Source organism: Microbispora sp. NPDC004025 (genome assembly GCF_053604425.1).
Window position 1 is genome coordinate 103,989 of sequence record NZ_JBSGHN010000012.1, and the last position, 15,586, is coordinate 119,574.

General features: G+C 71.3%; 14 protein-coding genes and 1 pseudogene. 9 read left to right on the forward strand and 6 right to left on the reverse strand.

Going from position 1 to position 15,586, the window contains the following annotated elements; translation table 11 throughout:
• Nucleotides 1-163 precede the first annotated feature (163 nt).
• On the forward strand, nt 164-1,171 hold the full coding sequence (locus ACWEQG_RS26920; RefSeq protein ID WP_452288813.1) for an RNA polymerase subunit sigma-70: 1,008 nt from the start codon (nt 164-166) through the stop codon (nt 1,169-1,171).
• A gap of 90 nt (nt 1,172-1,261) precedes the next feature.
• Here the strand turns inward: ACWEQG_RS26920 and ACWEQG_RS26925 are convergent, their stop codons facing one another.
• Nucleotides 1,262-1,846 (reverse strand): dihydrofolate reductase family protein, encoded by a 585-nt coding sequence (locus ACWEQG_RS26925; protein ID WP_452288815.1) that lies wholly within the window; start codon nt 1,844-1,846, stop codon nt 1,262-1,264.
• Nucleotides 1,847-2,215: 369 nt separating this feature from the next.
• On the opposite strand from ACWEQG_RS26925, the gene ACWEQG_RS26930 reads away from it, so the two are divergent.
• The 5 genes and pseudogenes from ACWEQG_RS26930 to recD2 all read left to right on the forward strand — a co-directional run bounded on the left by ACWEQG_RS26930 (nt 2,216) and on the right by recD2 (nt 6,729).
• The gene (locus tag ACWEQG_RS26930; RefSeq protein ID WP_452288817.1) at nt 2,216-2,404 is read left to right on the forward strand and encodes a hypothetical protein; all 189 of its coding nucleotides are present in this window, start codon (nt 2,216-2,218) and stop codon (nt 2,402-2,404) included.
• A 61-nt stretch (nt 2,405-2,465) separates the two neighbouring features.
• Nucleotides 2,466-3,302, forward strand: a complete 837-nt coding sequence (locus ACWEQG_RS26935) for an SDR family oxidoreductase (protein WP_452288819.1) — start codon at nt 2,466-2,468, stop codon at nt 3,300-3,302.
• Between the two features lie 380 nt (nt 3,303-3,682).
• Entirely contained in the window at nt 3,683-4,114 is a 432-nt protein-coding gene (locus ACWEQG_RS26940; protein WP_452288821.1) for an RICIN domain-containing protein, read from the forward strand.
• A gap of 53 nt (nt 4,115-4,167) precedes the next feature.
• Nucleotides 4,168-4,359, forward strand: a pseudogene (locus ACWEQG_RS26945) (integrase core domain-containing protein); the annotation flags it as partial.
• A 111-nt stretch (nt 4,360-4,470) separates the two neighbouring features.
• Nucleotides 4,471-6,729, forward strand: a complete 2,259-nt coding sequence (gene recD2, locus ACWEQG_RS26950; RefSeq protein ID WP_452289166.1) for an SF1B family DNA helicase RecD2 — start codon at nt 4,471-4,473, stop codon at nt 6,727-6,729.
• Nucleotides 6,730-6,782: 53 nt separating this feature from the next.
• On the opposite strand, the gene ACWEQG_RS26955 is transcribed toward recD2, so the two are convergent.
• From ACWEQG_RS26955 to ACWEQG_RS26965, 3 genes are all read right to left on the reverse strand, one after another.
• A complete protein-coding gene (locus tag ACWEQG_RS26955; protein ID WP_452288823.1) occupies nt 6,783-7,748 on the reverse strand; it encodes a hypothetical protein in 966 nt (321 codons plus the stop codon).
• A gap of 67 nt (nt 7,749-7,815) precedes the next feature.
• A complete protein-coding gene (locus ACWEQG_RS26960; RefSeq protein WP_452288825.1) occupies nt 7,816-8,910 on the reverse strand; it encodes a hypothetical protein in 1,095 nt (364 codons plus the stop codon).
• Nucleotides 8,911-9,062: 152 nt separating this feature from the next.
• Complete coding sequence (locus ACWEQG_RS26965) at nt 9,063-10,154, reverse strand: hypothetical protein (protein ID WP_452288827.1); 1,092 nt, start codon at nt 10,152-10,154, stop codon at nt 9,063-9,065.
• A 318-nt stretch (nt 10,155-10,472) separates the two neighbouring features.
• Here ACWEQG_RS26965 and ACWEQG_RS26970 point away from each other — a divergent pair, with 318 nt between their 5' ends.
• The 3 genes from ACWEQG_RS26970 to ACWEQG_RS26980 all read left to right on the forward strand — a co-directional run bounded on the left by ACWEQG_RS26970 (nt 10,473) and on the right by ACWEQG_RS26980 (nt 13,706).
• Nucleotides 10,473-11,540: a cytochrome P450 gene (locus ACWEQG_RS26970; protein ID WP_452288829.1), complete on the forward strand. Its 1,068-nt coding sequence runs from the start codon at nt 10,473-10,475 to the stop codon at nt 11,538-11,540.
• Nucleotides 11,537-12,346: an isocitrate lyase/PEP mutase family protein gene (locus ACWEQG_RS26975; protein ID WP_452288831.1), complete on the forward strand. Its 810-nt coding sequence runs from the start codon at nt 11,537-11,539 to the stop codon at nt 12,344-12,346. The genes ACWEQG_RS26970 and ACWEQG_RS26975 overlap by 4 nt, the downstream gene beginning before the upstream one ends.
• 142 nt (nt 12,347-12,488) lie before the next feature.
• Complete coding sequence (locus tag ACWEQG_RS26980; protein WP_452288833.1) at nt 12,489-13,706, forward strand: Ig-like domain-containing protein; 1,218 nt, start codon at nt 12,489-12,491, stop codon at nt 13,704-13,706.
• Nucleotides 13,707-13,795: 89 nt separating this feature from the next.
• Here the strand turns inward: ACWEQG_RS26980 and ACWEQG_RS26985 are convergent, their stop codons facing one another.
• Nucleotides 13,796-14,440, reverse strand: a complete 645-nt coding sequence (locus ACWEQG_RS26985) for a response regulator (protein WP_452288835.1) — start codon at nt 14,438-14,440, stop codon at nt 13,796-13,798.
• Nucleotides 14,431-15,579, reverse strand: coding sequence for a sensor histidine kinase (locus ACWEQG_RS26990; RefSeq protein ID WP_452288837.1), 1,149 nt, complete (start codon nt 15,577-15,579; stop codon nt 14,431-14,433). Before ACWEQG_RS26990 ends, ACWEQG_RS26985 begins: the two co-directional genes overlap by 10 nt.
• Nucleotides 15,580-15,586: the final 7 nt, after the last annotated feature.

The window sequence follows — 15,586 nt, forward strand, 5'->3', positions numbered from 1 at the left end:
GGTGTATCGGCGGGCGAGCCGGGCGGGTGGGATCGCCGAGGCGCTCGACCTGACCCGTCCGGCCTGGCGAAGGGCCCGGCGTCAGCGGCTTCACCGCTCAGAAATCCTCCGCCACGTCGTCAGTTCTGGTAGCCCCTCGCCACCCGCGGAAGGATTGACGACCATGACCGACGCCAGACCGCTGAGCGACGACGGAGCCGCGTTCGTCGCGGCGGCCCGCTCGAACGACGCGGCACAGTTCGCGCTCATCACGGAACGCTACCGGCGTGAGCTGCAGGTGCACTGCTATCGGATGCTCGCGAACTACGAGGACGCCCAGGACCTGACGCAGGAGACGTTCCTGCGGGCGTGGAACAAGCGGGAGTCGTTCAAGGGCCACGCTGCGCCGCGGACCTGGCTGTACCGGATCGCGACGAACGCCTGCCTCGACTTCCTGGACAAGCGCAACGACCGGACACCCGTCCCTGCCGAGCTGCCGGGCGCGGGCTCGGAAGTGCGCTACCTGCAGCCCTACCCGGACCGGATGCTCCCGGACGACCCGCAGGAATCGATGGTGGCGCGGGAGACGATCGAGCTGGCGTTGATCGTCGCCGTCCAGCACCTGCCGCCGCGGCAGCGGGCGGTTTTCATCGTGCGCGACCTCCTCGGCTGGCCGGCGTCGAAGGCCGCCGACGCCCTCGAACTGACCGTCGCATCGGTGACCAGCGCACTGCAGCGGGCGCGCGTGACGATGCGCGAGCAGCTACCCGACCGCCGCCTCGACTGGCGGAGCCCTGCCACGCACGAGCTGTCGGATGACGAGCGCGGCGTGGTGAAGTCGTATATGGACGCCCATGAGCGCAACGACCTCGACGGGCTGACGGCCCTGCTGCGCGACGACCTGCGCTTCGCGATGCTGCCCGACCCGGGCACCGTGACCGTCACGGCCAAGGACGCGGTGGACGGCTGGGTCTCCGGTGGGCTCTTCCAGCGCGGCCACGACGACTGGCGCGGCATCGCCACGACGGTCAACCGCATGCCTGCCGCCGTGCTGTACCTCCGCACCCCCGGCGACCCGGAGTACCGTCTGTTCGCCATCGCGGTCCTGCGCATCGCCGACGGGAAGGTCGCCGAGCTCACCGGATTCGACGCCACCGACAAACCATGGCTGGGCCTGCCCGCGACGCTGTGATCAGGCAGGCCCCCATCGTCGGCGAGCCCGGCGCACGGGCCGGTGCCAGGGAGTCGACCTGGCCTCACGGGCCGGGCATCCGGCCCGTGCTCATCGCCTCGTCTCGTATCGGGTCAGCATTACGCCGCCGGGAAATGTCCGCGTCTCGACCAGCTTCAGGTTCACCCAGCTGTCCAGCACGGTGAAGAACGGCGTGCCGCCGCCCACCAGGACCGGCACGGTGACCAGCGCGTACTCGTCGATCAGCCCGGCCCGCATCGCCGCCCCGGCGAGCGTCGCGCCGCCGATGTCCATCGGGCCGCCGTCCTCCGCTCTGAGCCGGGCGATCTCGGCGACCGCGTCGCCGGTGACCAGGCGGGTGTTCCAGTCGACCTTGTCGATCGTCGACGAGAACACCACCTTCGGCATGTCCCGCCAGAGGCGCGCGAACTCGATCTCCGCCGGGGTGGCGTCGGGCCGCTGATCGCCGGTCGGCCAGTAGGAGCTCATCGCCTCCCACAGCTTGCGCCCGTACAGCGACAGCTCGCTCGCCCGCATCTGGTCGTACCACCACTGGAACAGCTCGGCGCTCGGTGACGAGTCCGGTCCCTCGCCTCCACTCCAGCCGATGTCGTCACCGGTCGCGGCGATGTAGCCGTCCAGGGTCACGTTCATGCCGAAGATCAGTTTCCGCATGGTTCCAGCCTTTCGTGAGTCGATGTCACACGTACAGACGGGCGCGGCGCGGAAACCTCATCGGTGCGCGATCGCTGGAGATCGCCAGGTAGTTCCCGGCGCCGGGCATCTCGCTCGGCGGCCGGCGGCCGCACATGCGCCGCAAGAGCCGCGAGCGCCTATCTCTTCACCAGCGCCGACGCTGAGGAGGCACGGCGATCCCGGCAGCCGGTAGCGGGAGGAGTCTCCGCCGCCGCGGAGCCGCCCAGGCCGTGGTACCTTCTTGATCGTAAGGTGCGGCGCTCGTTCCCGAGCGTGCCGGGACATCCGGCCGGCACGACAGCCTAAGCACAGGCTGTCTGGATCTCTCAATGGAGAGTCTGCCTCGCCATGTCCGCACCCCAGTCTCCGCCCAGATGGGCGATCTTCCTCTCGGCGTCCGCCCCCGGTGTGCTCGACCCGCTCGGCCCCCCGGTGACCGGCGCGGCACCGCCGTGGGCGCCTCCGGCCGAGGCCGTCACCGCCGCCTGCGCGATGGGCGTCCCGCTGCCCGCGCGCCGTGGCGCCCACGCCCGCTGAGCCTTCCCCCTTGCCGGAAGGCATCCGCACCCGCATTCCCAGCGTTCACAGGAGCATTTCCATGATTCTCGTCACCGGAGGCCGCGGCGCGGTCGCCACCCACCTGCTGACCCTGCTGCTGCAGGCCGGCCGCGCCGTACGCGTGGCCTCCAGCGACCCCGGACGGCTGCGCGTGCCGGACGGCGTCACCCCCGTCACCTGCGACCTCACCGATCCCGCGACCTTCCCGGCCGCCCTCGCCGGCGTCAGGGAGGTCTTCCTGTACGCCGAGGCCTCGCACATCGCGGAGTTCGCCGACGCCGCCGTCACGGCCGGCGTCGAGCACGTCGTCCTGCTGTCGTCCGCCAGCGTGCTGAACCCCGGCGCGGCCGGCGACCCACTGGCCAAGTCGCACCTCGACGTCGAGACCGCGCTGCTCGCCGCGCCGCTGACCACCACGATCCTGCGCCCCGGCTCCTTCGCCGGCAACGCGGGCGCCTGGGCCTGGTCCATCAGGGCCGGGAATCCGGTGAACCTGCCCTACCCGGGCTCGCACACCGACCCCATCCACGAACGGGACCTCGCCGAGGTGGCCTTCACCGTGCTCACCGACCCACGCCACCAGGGCCGGTGCCTGCATCCGACCGGCCCGGAGAGCCTCACGTTCACCGAACAGATCGAGCAGCTCGCCGAGGTCGTCGGACGGCCCATCACCGTCGGCCACGTCACCCCCGGGGAGTGGAAGAAGGAGATGGCCGCCTACATCCCCGGTCCGTACGCCGACGCCCTGCTCGCCTACTGGCGGGGCAACGACGGCCGCCCCGTGCCCCTGACCGACGTCGTCGAGCAGGTCACCGGCCGCGCTCCCCGCACCTTCGCCACCTGGGCCCGCGACCACGCCGCGGACTTCACCGGGTAGCACCCGCGGAAACGCCGCCCCCGGCCCCCTGCGAGGCCGGGGGCGGCCCCGTCCCCACCCGGCCGGTCACGGTCGGGCGGGCCCCGCCGGGTGGGAGACAATGCGACCCATGACGAATCCTCCCGGAGGCGCCGCGGGCAGGCCGCCCGGCGTGCAGCTCGACGCCGTGCTGGAACGCAGTGTCCGCAAATGAGAAACGTGTGAGCGTGTCCGCGCTCAAACTGCCGTCGTCAGGTGACACCGACGGCGGAGCGATTGGGGAGGCGTGAATCTTTTGTCCACATGCGGCCATCGGCTAAAAGGTGATTTTCCGCTCAAGGTGGGGTCTTATAGAGGCAAGCGGCGCAGCGCCGCCTCAATCATCGGCTCGAAGGGATCAAATGGAAATTCCGGCTAGAGCCTATCTGATCAATAAAAAGTCAGGGCTGGCGCTCGACATCGCGGACTCATGGCCCCATGACGGTGGCCGTGCCTGCCAGTGGCATCCCACCGAAACCGCCAACCAGCGATTCGAACTCAGACCCACCGCTGATGGCGGTTACAAGTTCATCGCCGAACATTCCGGTAAGGCGCTGGACATCGCAGTGGCCAACCTCAACCCCGACTGCGCGATGCAGTGGAGTCTCAACAACAGCGACAGCCAGATCTGGTACCTCAAGAAGTACAACGAGGGCATCTACCGGCTCGTCAACAAGCATTCGGGCCTGGTGCTGGCCGTGGAGGGCGCCTCCACCGCTCCGGGCGCGCGGGTGGTGCAGTTCCACTCCGGCAGCGACGAAAACGAACTGTGGCTGCTCAAGGCCGTTTCCTAGCACCAGAAAACGGCGCTGCGGGTCGGTGAGGCCCGCTCACAGCGGCGATGCCTGGCTGTGCCGAACGCTACAACCGCACCCTGCTCGACGAATGGGCATACGCCCAGCCCTATACGTCCGGGACCCAAGACTGTGCCGCCCTGCCCGCCTGGTTGCACACCTACAATCACCACCGCGGCCACACCGCGCTGAACGGCCTACCACCCGCCAGCCGCGCACCCGACCTCAGGGGACAGAACACCTAGCCGAGCTCGATGACGACCTTGCCGACCGGCGAGCCCTCCCGGTAGTACCGGTAGGCGTCCCGCACGTCGGTGAAGGTCCGATCGACAACCTGCCCTAGTCTCGTCCACGTGGTGAGGACTGAGGGGAGCCCGGACGCGGGTTCCGGAAAAATCGCTACTCATTTAGATGCAGTACTTGAGCGGATCACGTATGCCAACGAGGAGACCGGCTACACGATCGCCAGGGTCGCCACCGAACGGTCGGGCACCGATCTGCTGACCGTCGTCGGGCCCCTGCTCGGGGCGCAGGTGGGGGAGTCGCTGCGTCTCACCGGTCGCTGGGGCTCCCACCCCAAGTACGGCAGGCAGTTCGAGGTCTGGTCGTACACCACCGTCCTGCCGGCGACGATCCAGGGCATCCAGCGTTACCTCGGCTCCGGCCTGATCAAGGGCATCGGCCCGAAGATGGCCGAGCGGATCGTGGACCACTTCGGCACCGACACGCTGCGGGTCATCGAGGAGGAGCCGAAGCGGCTGGTCGAGGTTCCCGGCCTCGGGCCGAAACGGACCAAGATGATCGCCGCGGCCTGGGAGGAGCAGAAGATCATCAAGGAGGTGATGATCTTCCTGCAGGGCGTCGGGGTGTCCACCTCCATCGCCGTGCGCATCTTCAAGCAGTACGGCGAGGACTCCATCGACGTGGTCCGCAAGGAGCCCTACCGGCTCGCCGACGACGTGTGGGGCATCGGCTTCAAGACGGCCGACACCATCGCGCAGGCAGTGGGCATCCCGCACGACAGCCCCGAGCGGGTCAAGGCCGGACTGCGCTACACGCTCTCCCAGGCCGCTGACGACGGCCACTGCTTCCTGCCCGCGCCCAATCTGGTCGCCGACGCCGTGAAGATCCTGGAGGTGCCGGCCGACCTGACCACGGCCTGCCTGGAGGAGCTGGTCGCCGAGGAGGGCGTGGTTCGCGAGGAGATCCCGGCCAGGGGGAACGGCGAGCAGAACGGGGACGACGGCGACAGCACCGTCCCCGCGATCTACCTCGTCCCCTTCCACCGCGCCGAGCTGTCGCTGGCCGGCACGCTGCGCACCCTGCTGAACGCCGGGCACGACCGGCTCGGCGCGTTCACCGACGTCGACTGGCCGGCCGCCCTCGACTGGCTGCGTGGCCGGACCGGCGCCGACCTCGCGCCCGAGCAGGCCCAGGCCGTACGGCTCGCGCTGACCGAGAAGGTCGCGGTGCTGACCGGCGGCCCCGGCTGCGGCAAGAGCTTCACCGTGCGCTCGGTGGTGACCCTCGCCCGCGCGAAACGGGCCAAGGTCATCCTGGCCGCCCCGACCGGCCGCGCGGCCAAGCGGCTGGCGGAGCTGACCGGGCACGAGGCGACGACCGTGCACCGGCTGCTCCAGCTGCGCCCCGGCGGGGACGCCACCTTCGACCGCGACAACCCCCTCGACGCCGACCTGGTCGTGGTGGACGAGGCGTCCATGCTCGACCTGCTGCTGGCCAACAAGCTCGCCAAGGCCGTCGCCCCGGGAGCGCACCTGCTGTTCGTCGGCGACGTCGACCAGCTTCCCTCGGTCGGCGCCGGAGAGGTGCTGCGCGACCTGCTGGCCGCCCCCGCCATCCCCCGGGTGCGACTGACGCAGATCTTCCGTCAGGCGCAGGAGTCCGGCGTGGTCGTCAACGCCCACCGCGTCAACACCGGACAGCAGCCGCTGGTGCGCGAGTTCCCCGACTTCTTCCTGTTCCCCTGCGAGGAACCCGAGGAGATCGCCGCCCTGACCGTGGACGTGGTGGCCCGGCGGATCCCGAGGAAGTTCGGCCTCAACCCGCGCAGGGACGTACAGGTGCTCGCGCCCATGCACCGCGGCGCGGCCGGCGCGGGAGCGCTGAACATCGCCCTGCAGGAGGCGCTGACCCCCGCCCGGGAGGGCATGCCCGAGCGCCGGTACGGCGGGCGGGTCTTCCGCGTCGGCGACAAGGTCACCCAGCTGCGCAACAACTACGACAAGGGCGCGGCGGGGGTGTTCAACGGCACGGTCGGCGTGGTCACCGCCATCACCCCCGAGGAGAGCAAGCTGACCGTGCTCACCGACGAGGACGAGAACGTCGACTACTCCTTCGACGAGCTCGACGAACTCGCCCACGCCTACGCGGTCAGCATCCACCGCTCCCAGGGCAGCGAGTATCCGGCGGTGGTCATCCCGCTGGCCACCAGCGCCTGGATGATGCTGCAGCGCAACCTGCTCTACACCGCCATCACCCGGGCCAAGAAGCTCGTGGTCGTCGTCGGGTCGCGGCGGGCGCTCGGCCAGGCGGTGCGCACGCGGGGGGCGGGCCGCCGCCACACGGGGCTGACCCACCGCCTCCGCGTGCCCTGATCCGCGTCGCCCTGATGCGTGGGTCCTGGCCGGCGCGCCCGCCCTCGGCCGCGTCAGTACTGCGAGGTGTAGGTCACCAGCGACGGGGAGTCGACCTTGACGTTCTCCCGGTAGCAGAAGACGTCGCGGACGTGGACGTCGGAGCCCGCCGTGACCCACAACGTCACCAGGTTGCAGAACTCCGGCCCGGAGCCGTACGCGGTGACCTGCACGTTGCTGGGCAGCACCCCGACCGAGGGGAACGCCACCCAGCGCCGGCCGGTCGCGGTCCTCGTCAGGGTGTTGACCGCGCCGGTGTGGTTGTAGTTGACCCCGGCGGGGACGGGCGCGTACGGCCCGGGGTTCGACGGGTCGTTGTCGAAGGTGTAGGCGAAGTACTTCGGCGGCACCGCCGCCCCCATGATCGCCCGCTGCCGCTGGTAGGTGAGGGTCCAGCCGGTGTCGAGCGGCACATCGGTCGCGTCGTGGCACAGCACCCGGATCTTCTGGGCGTCCTTGGACCAGTCCCAGGCCCCGACCTTGCACCGCGCCGCCCGGCCCGAGTCCACCGCGGTGACCTGGATGTTGCCCGCCTGCACGACCGAGCCGAGCCCGGGTAGCACGACCGCCCAGGCCCCGGTGCCCGTGTGGGCGACGGAGTTGGTGGCGAGCGCCGAGTTGTAGTGGGAGGCGATGGATCCGCCGTCCCAGTAGACGTAGCCGTACGCCTGGGACGCTGAGGCCAGCGCCCCGCTGCTGGAGGCGAAGACGACGGAGAACAACGTCTGCGCGTGGTGCCCGCCGCCGTACAGCGTGCACCGCACCGCCACGACCTCGTCCGGGCCGTCCTGCCACCACTTCTCGATCTGGCACCATTCCGGTGACTGCGAGATGGCGGTCACGTGCGCGATCCCGCCCCTGGGGATGCCGATCTTCGGGAAGCGCACGAAGTACTCACCGGAGCCGCCGGAGGTGACGCTGACCGTCGGCCCGGGCGCCCAGTCGCGCCGGCGGTGGCCCGGCGGGTCGTGCCCGGCCATCGGCGGCAGGGGACGCGGGCCGCGCCACCCTGCCACCGCCCGGCCCGCCCCGGCGGGGCGGGTGCCGTCAGTACGCGGAGACGTAGGTCACGAACGAGGGCTGGTCGACCTGGGTGGTGCCCTTGTAGCAGACCACGTCACGCACGGAGACGTCGGACCCGTAGGTCGTCCACAGCGTGAGCAGGTTGCAGAAATACGGCCCGGGGCCGTACGCCGTCACCTGCACGTTGTTGGGCGTCACTCCGACCCTGGGGAAGAACGCCAGGCGCATGCCGGGCCCGGCCGTCCGCACCGTGTTGATCCCGCTCTGGGAGTTGTAGTTGATCCCCGCGGGGGCGGGCGCGTACGGGCCGGGGTTGGCCGGGACGTTGTCGAAGGTGTAGGCGAACAGCTTCGGCGGCGCGTACGCCCCGGTGATCGCCCGCTCGCGCTGGTAGGTGAGGGTCCAACCGGTGTCGTACGGCTTGTCGGACACGTCGTGGCACAGCACCTGGATCTTCTGCCCCGACGGCGCCCAGCTCCAGGCGCCCACCTTGCACCGCGCCGGCTTGCCGGAGTCGACCGCGGTGACCTGGATGTTGCCCGCCTGCACGGCGGAGCCGAGCCCGGGCAGCCAGACGGTCCAGTCGCCGGTCGTGTTGGGGAAGACGGCGTTCACGCCGAGCGCGGAGTTGTAGTCGGAGGCGATGGATCCGCCGTCCCAGTAGACGTAGCCGTAGGCCTCCGTCGCCGAGGCCAGCGCCCCGCTGCTGCTGGCGAAGACGATCGAGAACTTCGCCTTGACGGGGGTGCCGCCGTACCGGTAGCACCGCACCGCCACGATCTCGTCCGAGCCGGACTGCCCCCACTTCTCGATCTGGCACCACTCGGCCGCCTGCGAGATCGCGGTGACGTGCGCGATCCCGCCCTTGGGGATGCCGATCTTCGGGAAGCGCACGAAGTACTCACCCGTGCCGCCGGGCGTGACGCTGACCGTCGGCCCGGCCCCCCAGCTGCCCGCCTGGTAGGCCAGGTTCGGCACACCGGAGGTGACGTCGACGTAGGCGAATCCCCATACGTCGGGAACCGCCGCGTTGGCGGCCCCCGCCCCGGCGGTGGCGCCCGCGGCGACCATCGCACACAGCAGAAGAATTCGAGTGACCATGGTTCGTAACAGGCGCATCTGTCCTCCATGACAGGTCGTGCGAGAGGCCGCGCCGGGGCTGGCCCGGCGGGTCGTGCCCGGTCGTCGGTCCGGTGACGGTCGGTCCGGTGACAGGGGACGCGAACCGCGCCGCCCCGCCACCGCCCGGCCCGCCCCGGCCGGGGGTGATGTCAGTACTTGGAGGTGTAGGTCACGAACGCCTGCTGGGCGGCCCGCACGCCGCCGCTGTAGCAGGCCACGTCGCGGACCACGGCCTCCGAACCCGACACGCCCCACACCGTGAGCAGGTTGCAGAACCCGGGGCCGGCTCCGAACGCCGTCACCTGGACGTCGTCGGGCGGCGATCCGACCGCGGGGAAGCGCACCAGGCGCAGGCCGAGCCCGGCCGACTGCACCGTGTTGACCGCCCCCGCGTTGTTGAAGTTGATCCCGGCGGGGGCCGGCGCGTACGGCCCGGCGTTGCCCGGGGTGTGGTCGAAGGTGTAGGCGAAGAACCTCGGCGGTGCGGCGGCGCCGGTGATGGCACGTTCACGCTGGTAGGTGAGGGTCCAGCCGGTGTCGCGCAGCGCGGTGGTCGCGTTGTGGCACAGCACCCGGAACTTCTGCGCACCCGCCGACCAGCTCCAGTCACCCACCTTGCACCGCGCCGGCGAGCCCGAGTCGACCGCGGTGACCTGGATGTTGCCCGCCGGAGAGGTCGCGCCGAGGCCGGGCATCGTCACCGTCCACACGCCGGTGGCGTCGTGGACGACGGTGTTGGCGGCGAGCGAGGAGTTGTAGTCGGAGACGATGGACCTGCCGTCCGAGTGGATGTAGCCGAACGCCTGGGTCGCCGAGGCCAGCGGCCCGCTGCTGGAGGCGAAGACGATGGTGAACCGCGCGTCGGGAGCGGGGCCTCCGCCGTACCGGTAGCACCGCACCGCCACGATCTCGTCCGAGCCGCTCTGTCCCCACTTCTCCAGCTGGCACCACTCGGCCGCCTGCGAGACCGCCGTCACATGCGCGACGCCGCCGCGAATGCCGATCTGGGGGAACCGCACGAAGAACTCACCGGGAACGCCGGGTGAGACCGACACGTTCCCGGCCGCCCAGCTGCCCGCCTGGTGGGCCATGCTCGGCACGCCGGAGGTCACGTTGACGTAGGCGAATCCCCACACGTCGGGGACGGCCGCGTTTGCGGCCCCCGCCCCGGCGACGGCGCCCGCGGCGACCGTCGCACACAACAGGAGTAATCGAGTGACCACGGTCCGTAACAGGCGCATGCCGTCCTCCATCGCGGTGGTGCCCAGTGGGCGTGCAAAGGTCGACGCCGGTGACCCGGCGCGTGGAACCCGTACGTCGGTGGAGCCGTGGATCGCGCTCGGAAGGGCGGGAGATCACATTCACCCTCTCGCCCTGTGATAACCCGCGCGGCGACCCTTGAAAAGGCCCAAAGGCCCACAAGCCGCGCACAGCGTGCCCGGGCATGAAACGTTCATCGTTCGACCGGAGCCGAAGGATCGCGGCCCTAACCTGCCTGGGAGGCGACGACCACCACGAAAGGGGTGAAGGGGGCGGCCTCCACGCGCCCCCGGCCACCGATGACAGCAGATCCGCCCGCCGTACGGGAACGGCGGCTGACCCGGTACGCGGACGTGCGCGCCGTGCTCGCCGACCCCCGGTTCCTCGTCCCGGCCGCCCCCGCCGCGCCGCCCGGAACGGGTTCGGCCCCGGGGATGGCCTGGCTGCGGGGAGCGGTCAGCAGGTTCAGCAACGGGGCCGAGCACGCCCGCCGCCGTGCGCGCGTGCTGGAGTCGCTCGACGCCCTCGACCCCGCACGGCTGCGCCGCGAGGCCCGGGAGCGGACGCGCGCCGAACTGGCGGGCGGGGCACCCGTCGACGTGATGGCCACGATCGCGCGCCGCGTCCCGGTCGGGGTTCTCGCCACGCGGCTCGGCGTCCCGGAGGAGCGGCGGGAAGAGGTCGTCGCCGCGGTGCGGGCCATGGCCGCCGCCTACCACCTGCCCGCCGTTTCCGCCGCGACGCCCGCCGGGGACGCGGCCGACGCGGCGGTGGCCGTGCTGGCGGCCGCGCTCGGCGGAGGGAACGCGCCCGATCCGGGCCTGCTGGCCGCCGTGGCGGGGGTGCTGGTGCAGGCGTGTGACGCCACCGCCGGCCTGGTGGGCAACGCCCTCGCCGCCGTGACGCGCATGCCCGCCGAGCTGGTCCTGCGGTGGCCGGTCGAGGCGCTGCTGGCCGAGACCCTGCGGTGGGACCCGCCCGTACGGCTCACGCGCCGGGTGGCGGCCGAGGACGCCACGGCAGGGGGAGTCCTCGTGCCCGCGGGGGCCGTCCTCGTGCTGGACCTGGCGGCGGCCAACCGGGACCCCGAGGTCTTCCCCGACCCGCACCGCTTCGACCCGGCCCGTTTCCGGCAGGGGGGCGACGGCGAGCACGTGTGCATGACTGGCAAGCACCTGGGCTTCGGCGACGGGATCAGGCCCTGCCCGGGGCAGGCCGCCGCGCTCGCCCTGGCCGCGGGCATCGTGGAAGCCGCCGCCGGACACCGGCTCGCCGACCCTCAGCTCCCGTACGAGCCGTCGCCGAACCTGCGGGTGCCCGCCCGGCTCTGCCTGCACGACCCCGACACGACGGAAGGACACCGATGAGCACGCACGCCGCGACATTCCGGGCGCTCCATCACGCCGAGCGCCCCCTGGTGCTGCCCAACGCCTGGGACCACGCCTCGGCGGCCGTGCTGGCCGCCGCCGGGTTCGCCGCGATCGGCACCACGAGCCTCGGCGTCGCCGCGGCGGCGGGCAAGCCCGACGCGACCGGCGACACCGCGGCGGAGACGCTGGCGCTGGCCCGGCGGCTGGCCGAGCTGCCGTGCCCGGTGTCGGTGGACATCGAGGGCGGCTTCGCGGACACGCCGGAGGGGGTGGCCGAGATCGCCGCCCACCTGGCCGCCCTGGGCGTGGCGGGCGTCAACATCGAGGACGGCCGGCCGGACGGCACACTGGCGGACCTCGGCGAGCGGTGCGAGACGATCGCGGCGGTCAAGGCGCGGGCGCCGCAGCTGTTCGTCAACGCCCGCACCGACACCTACTGGCTGGGCGCCGGGGACCTGCGGGAGACCCTCGCCCGGCAGCGGGCCTTCGCCGAGGCCGGGGCCGACGGGACGTTCGTTCCCGGGGTGGCCGGCGACGACGACGTGCGGGCAATGGCGGAGGCGGTCGAACTGCCGCTCAACGTGCTGTTCCTGCCCGGCCGCCACACGGTCGCGGGTCTGGCCGCGCTCGGCGTCCGGCGGATCAGCACCGGGTCGCTGCTCCTGCGGGCCGCCCTGCACGCGGTGGCCGAGACCGCCCGGGCGGTCGCCGGAGGCGGGGACATCCCCGCCGGCCTCCCGTCGTACGCGGACGTGCAGGCCCTCGCCACGGCGGATGCTGACTGGGTGCTTGATCAGTCTTGACCCGCACCTTACCGTCAACAGAGACGACTCCACCGGAGAAGCGACCGAAATGTGACCTTAGCGCAGGAGAAAATGACAACATAAGAGGCAACCCCGAATAAGGTCTTATGGTGCCCTTCGCGCTCATGGGGGAGTAGTAGTTGTGCTGAGCACTGGTAGTCGTTCGAGGTGGCCGATCGCCGCAGTCGCCGTCACGTTGACCGCGGCTCTGTCGGCGTGTTCCGGTGGATCGGGCGCGCCAGGCTCGTCGGGCGGCGGAACCGGGGACTCCGGCGGCGGCACCGCCGCGCCCGCCGTCCCGGCTCCCGCCATCACGATCAGCCCCGCGACGGGCAGCGCCAAGGTGCGTCCCGACAAGACCGTGGTCGTCACCGCCGCCAACGGCCAACTGGAGGAGGTCACGGTCCAGGCGGGCGGCGAGACGCTCGAGGGCGAGTTCGACGCCGGCCGCACCAAGTGGACCTCCAAGCAGCCGCTCAAGCCCTCCGCCAGGTACACGGTGTCGGCCAAGGCCACCGGCCAGGGCGGCCCCGCGACCGCGACCAGCCGCTTCACCACGCTCAAGCCCAAGGTCGGGCTCGAGGTCGTGGACGTCACCCCCGGCATCAAGGGGGAGACCGTCGGCGTCGGCATGCCGATCATGGTGAGGTTCAACGCGCCGGTGCAGGACAAGGCCGCCGTGGAGCAGGCCCTCGAAGTGGACGCGGAGAAGCCGGTCAAGGGCGCCTGGCGGTGGGTCGACGACAAGTTCGTCATCTACCGGACGGCCAAATACTGGCCCGCGCACCAGAAGGTCAAGTTCACCGCGCACCTGACCGGGGTGAAGGCCGGGCAGGACACCTACGGCGTCGAGGACCACAGCACGACCATCAAGATCGGCGCGGCCTGGATCAGCTCGGTCAGCACCAGGACCCACATGATGGTGGTCCGGCGCGACGGCAAGGTCGTGAAGACCATGAAGATCAGCGCCGGCAAGGCGACCACCCGCGAGTACACCACCACCAGCGGCGTCCACCTGACCATGGAACGCGGCAACCCGGTCACGATGATCTCTCCCGGGAAGAAGGAGGGCGACCCCGGGTACTACAAGGAGGTCGTCAACCACGCCGTCCGCATCTCCAACAGCGGCGAGTACGTCCACGGCGCACCGTGGTCGGTCGGCTCGCAGGGCCGGGCCAACGTGAGCCACGGATGCATCAACGCCCACCCCAGCGACGCCAAGTGGTTCTACGACAACTTCCACCGGGGCGACGTCGTCAAGATCGTCGGCACCGACCGGGCACTGGAGTGGAACAACGGCTGGGGCTTCTGGCAGATGCCGTTCAGCAAGTGGCAGAAGGGCAGCGCCCTGGAGGCCTGATCCGCTCGGATCGCAGGACCCCGAACCTCGGTGGGGAACTGTGGCCTCGTCACCACACCGGGGGAGACGCTCCGGCATCCACGGCGTGCTCACGCGTCGAGATAACGCAGGATGGCCAGCACCCGGCGGCTGTAGCCGGGATCGCGCGGCAGCTCCAGCTTGTCCATGAGCGAGTGGATGTGCTTTTCGACAGTGCTCAGCGACACGTGCAGGCGTTCGGCGATCGCCGTGTTGACATAGCCCTGGGCGAGGTGCCGCAGCACCTCTGTCTCGCGCGGGCTCAACCTGCTCAGCGGATCGGCGTGGGTGGTGCGGGTGAGCAGCTGGCGGACCACTTCGGGGTCGACGGCCGTGCCGCCCGCGCGTATCCGCTCCAGTGCGTCGAGGAAGCCGGCCACCTCCGAGACGCGGTCTTTGAGCAGGTAACCCAGGCCCTCGACATCGCCCGAGAGGAGTCTGGCGGCGTAGGTCTTCTCCACGTACTGGGACAGCACGAGCACGCCGACCCGCGGGTGACGCTCGCGGATCTCCAGAGCCGCCCGCAGCCCTTCGTCGGTGTGCGTCGGCGGCATGCGCACGTCGATCACCGCGACGTCGGGCGGGTGCGCGGCGACCGCTTCGAGGAGCGCCTGCCCGTCGCCGACGGCGGCCGGGATCTCGTGCCCGGCGTCGGCGAGCAGCCGCGTCAGCCCTTCGCGGAGCAGCACCGAGTCGTCGGCCAGGATCACACGCACGGGACCTCCTTGGGCAGTGTGGCCGCGATCCTGGTGGGGCCGCCCGGCGGGCTGTCGACGGTGAACGCCCCGTCCAGCGCCCGGACGCGCCTGGCCAGTCCGGACAGCCCTCCGCCGGAGGGGTCGGCGCCACCCGCGCCGTCGTCGCGGACCCTCACGCCGACGGTCCGCTCGTCCTCGTCCACCTCGACCAGGATGTCACGTGCGCCCGCGTGCTTGATCGCGTTGCTGATCGCCTCGCGGACGATGAAGTACAGGGCGGTCTCGATCTCGGTGACGGGCCGTTCGGACAGTCCGTAGCGCACGGTCACCGGCACGCCCGACCGCTCGGCGATGTCCGTGAGCGCGGCACGCAGCCCCAGCTCGTCGAGGGCGGTCGGGTAGATCCGCCAGGCCACGCTGCGCAGCTCGTCCAGGAGCCGGCGTGATTCGGTGTAGGCCTGGGCGACCAGCTCGCCGGCCTTGGCCGGGTCGGCGGCGTGCGCAGCGCGGCCGAGCAGCATGGCCAGCGCCACCCCGCGCTGCTGGACACCGTCGTGCAGGTCGCGCTCGATCCTGCGCCTCTCGTCGTCCACGGCGCGGACGATGTCGGACCTGGTGGCGGTCAGTTCGGCGATGCGCCGGCGCATCCGCTCCTGGCTGCTCGGCCCGAGGAACCGGTCGGCGAGCAGGCGCTCCGCGGCGCCGGCGGCGAGCGTGCCGGCCAGGGTCACCACGAGCAGGAATCCGCCTGTCAGCAGCCCCACCACCCCGATGTTGCTGGTCAGCTTCACACCCGGGAAATCGACCGGCACGGACTCGCTTTCCCCGGCGAGCAGGTCCTGCGACCCGCCGAACACGAGCAGGCCGCCGGCGACCAGTCCGGCCGTCATGGCGTAGCCGATCACGAGCCCCACGGCGGCGCGCACGGCGAGAAAGCCGTATCCGCCACCGGCAGGAGCCGTCGGATGCCCCAGCCAGGTGGCGAGCCGGGCCCGTTCGAGTGCCAGCAACCGCTCCGCGACGCGGTCGCAGGCGGGCCGCGCCGCCGGGATCAGACGGACCGGCCCGGCCACGACGAGGATGACCAGCTCCACCACGCCGAGGACCGCGCCCGCCGGCACTCCCACCAAAGTGCGCGCAGCACGTCGACCTGACACGGCCTGC

What these genes read in the sequence shown, in the direction of transcription:
- ACWEQG_RS26955 (WP_452288823.1), bottom strand. Translation starts at nt 7,748, where the DNA reads ATGGCCGGGCACGACCCGCCGGGCCACCGCCGGCGCGACTGGGCGCCC.
- ACWEQG_RS26940 (WP_452288821.1), top strand. Translation starts at nt 3,683, where the DNA reads ATGGAAATTCCGGCTAGAGCCTATCTGATCAATAAAAAGTCAGGGCTG.
- ACWEQG_RS26925 (WP_452288815.1), bottom strand. Translation starts at nt 1,846, where the DNA reads ATGCGGAAACTGATCTTCGGCATGAACGTGACCCTGGACGGCTACATC.
- ACWEQG_RS26930 (WP_452288817.1), top strand. Translation starts at nt 2,216, where the DNA reads ATGTCCGCACCCCAGTCTCCGCCCAGATGGGCGATCTTCCTCTCGGCG.
- ACWEQG_RS26935 (WP_452288819.1), top strand. Translation starts at nt 2,466, where the DNA reads ATGATTCTCGTCACCGGAGGCCGCGGCGCGGTCGCCACCCACCTGCTG.
- ACWEQG_RS26960 (WP_452288825.1), bottom strand. Translation starts at nt 8,910, where the DNA reads ATGCGCCTGTTACGAACCATGGTCACTCGAATTCTTCTGCTGTGTGCG.
- ACWEQG_RS26920 (WP_452288813.1), top strand. Translation starts at nt 164, where the DNA reads ATGACCGACGCCAGACCGCTGAGCGACGACGGAGCCGCGTTCGTCGCG.
- ACWEQG_RS26975 (WP_452288831.1), top strand. Translation starts at nt 11,537, where the DNA reads ATGAGCACGCACGCCGCGACATTCCGGGCGCTCCATCACGCCGAGCGC.
- ACWEQG_RS26970 (WP_452288829.1), top strand. Translation starts at nt 10,473, where the DNA reads ATGACAGCAGATCCGCCCGCCGTACGGGAACGGCGGCTGACCCGGTAC.
- ACWEQG_RS26965 (WP_452288827.1), bottom strand. Translation starts at nt 10,154, where the DNA reads ATGCGCCTGTTACGGACCGTGGTCACTCGATTACTCCTGTTGTGTGCG.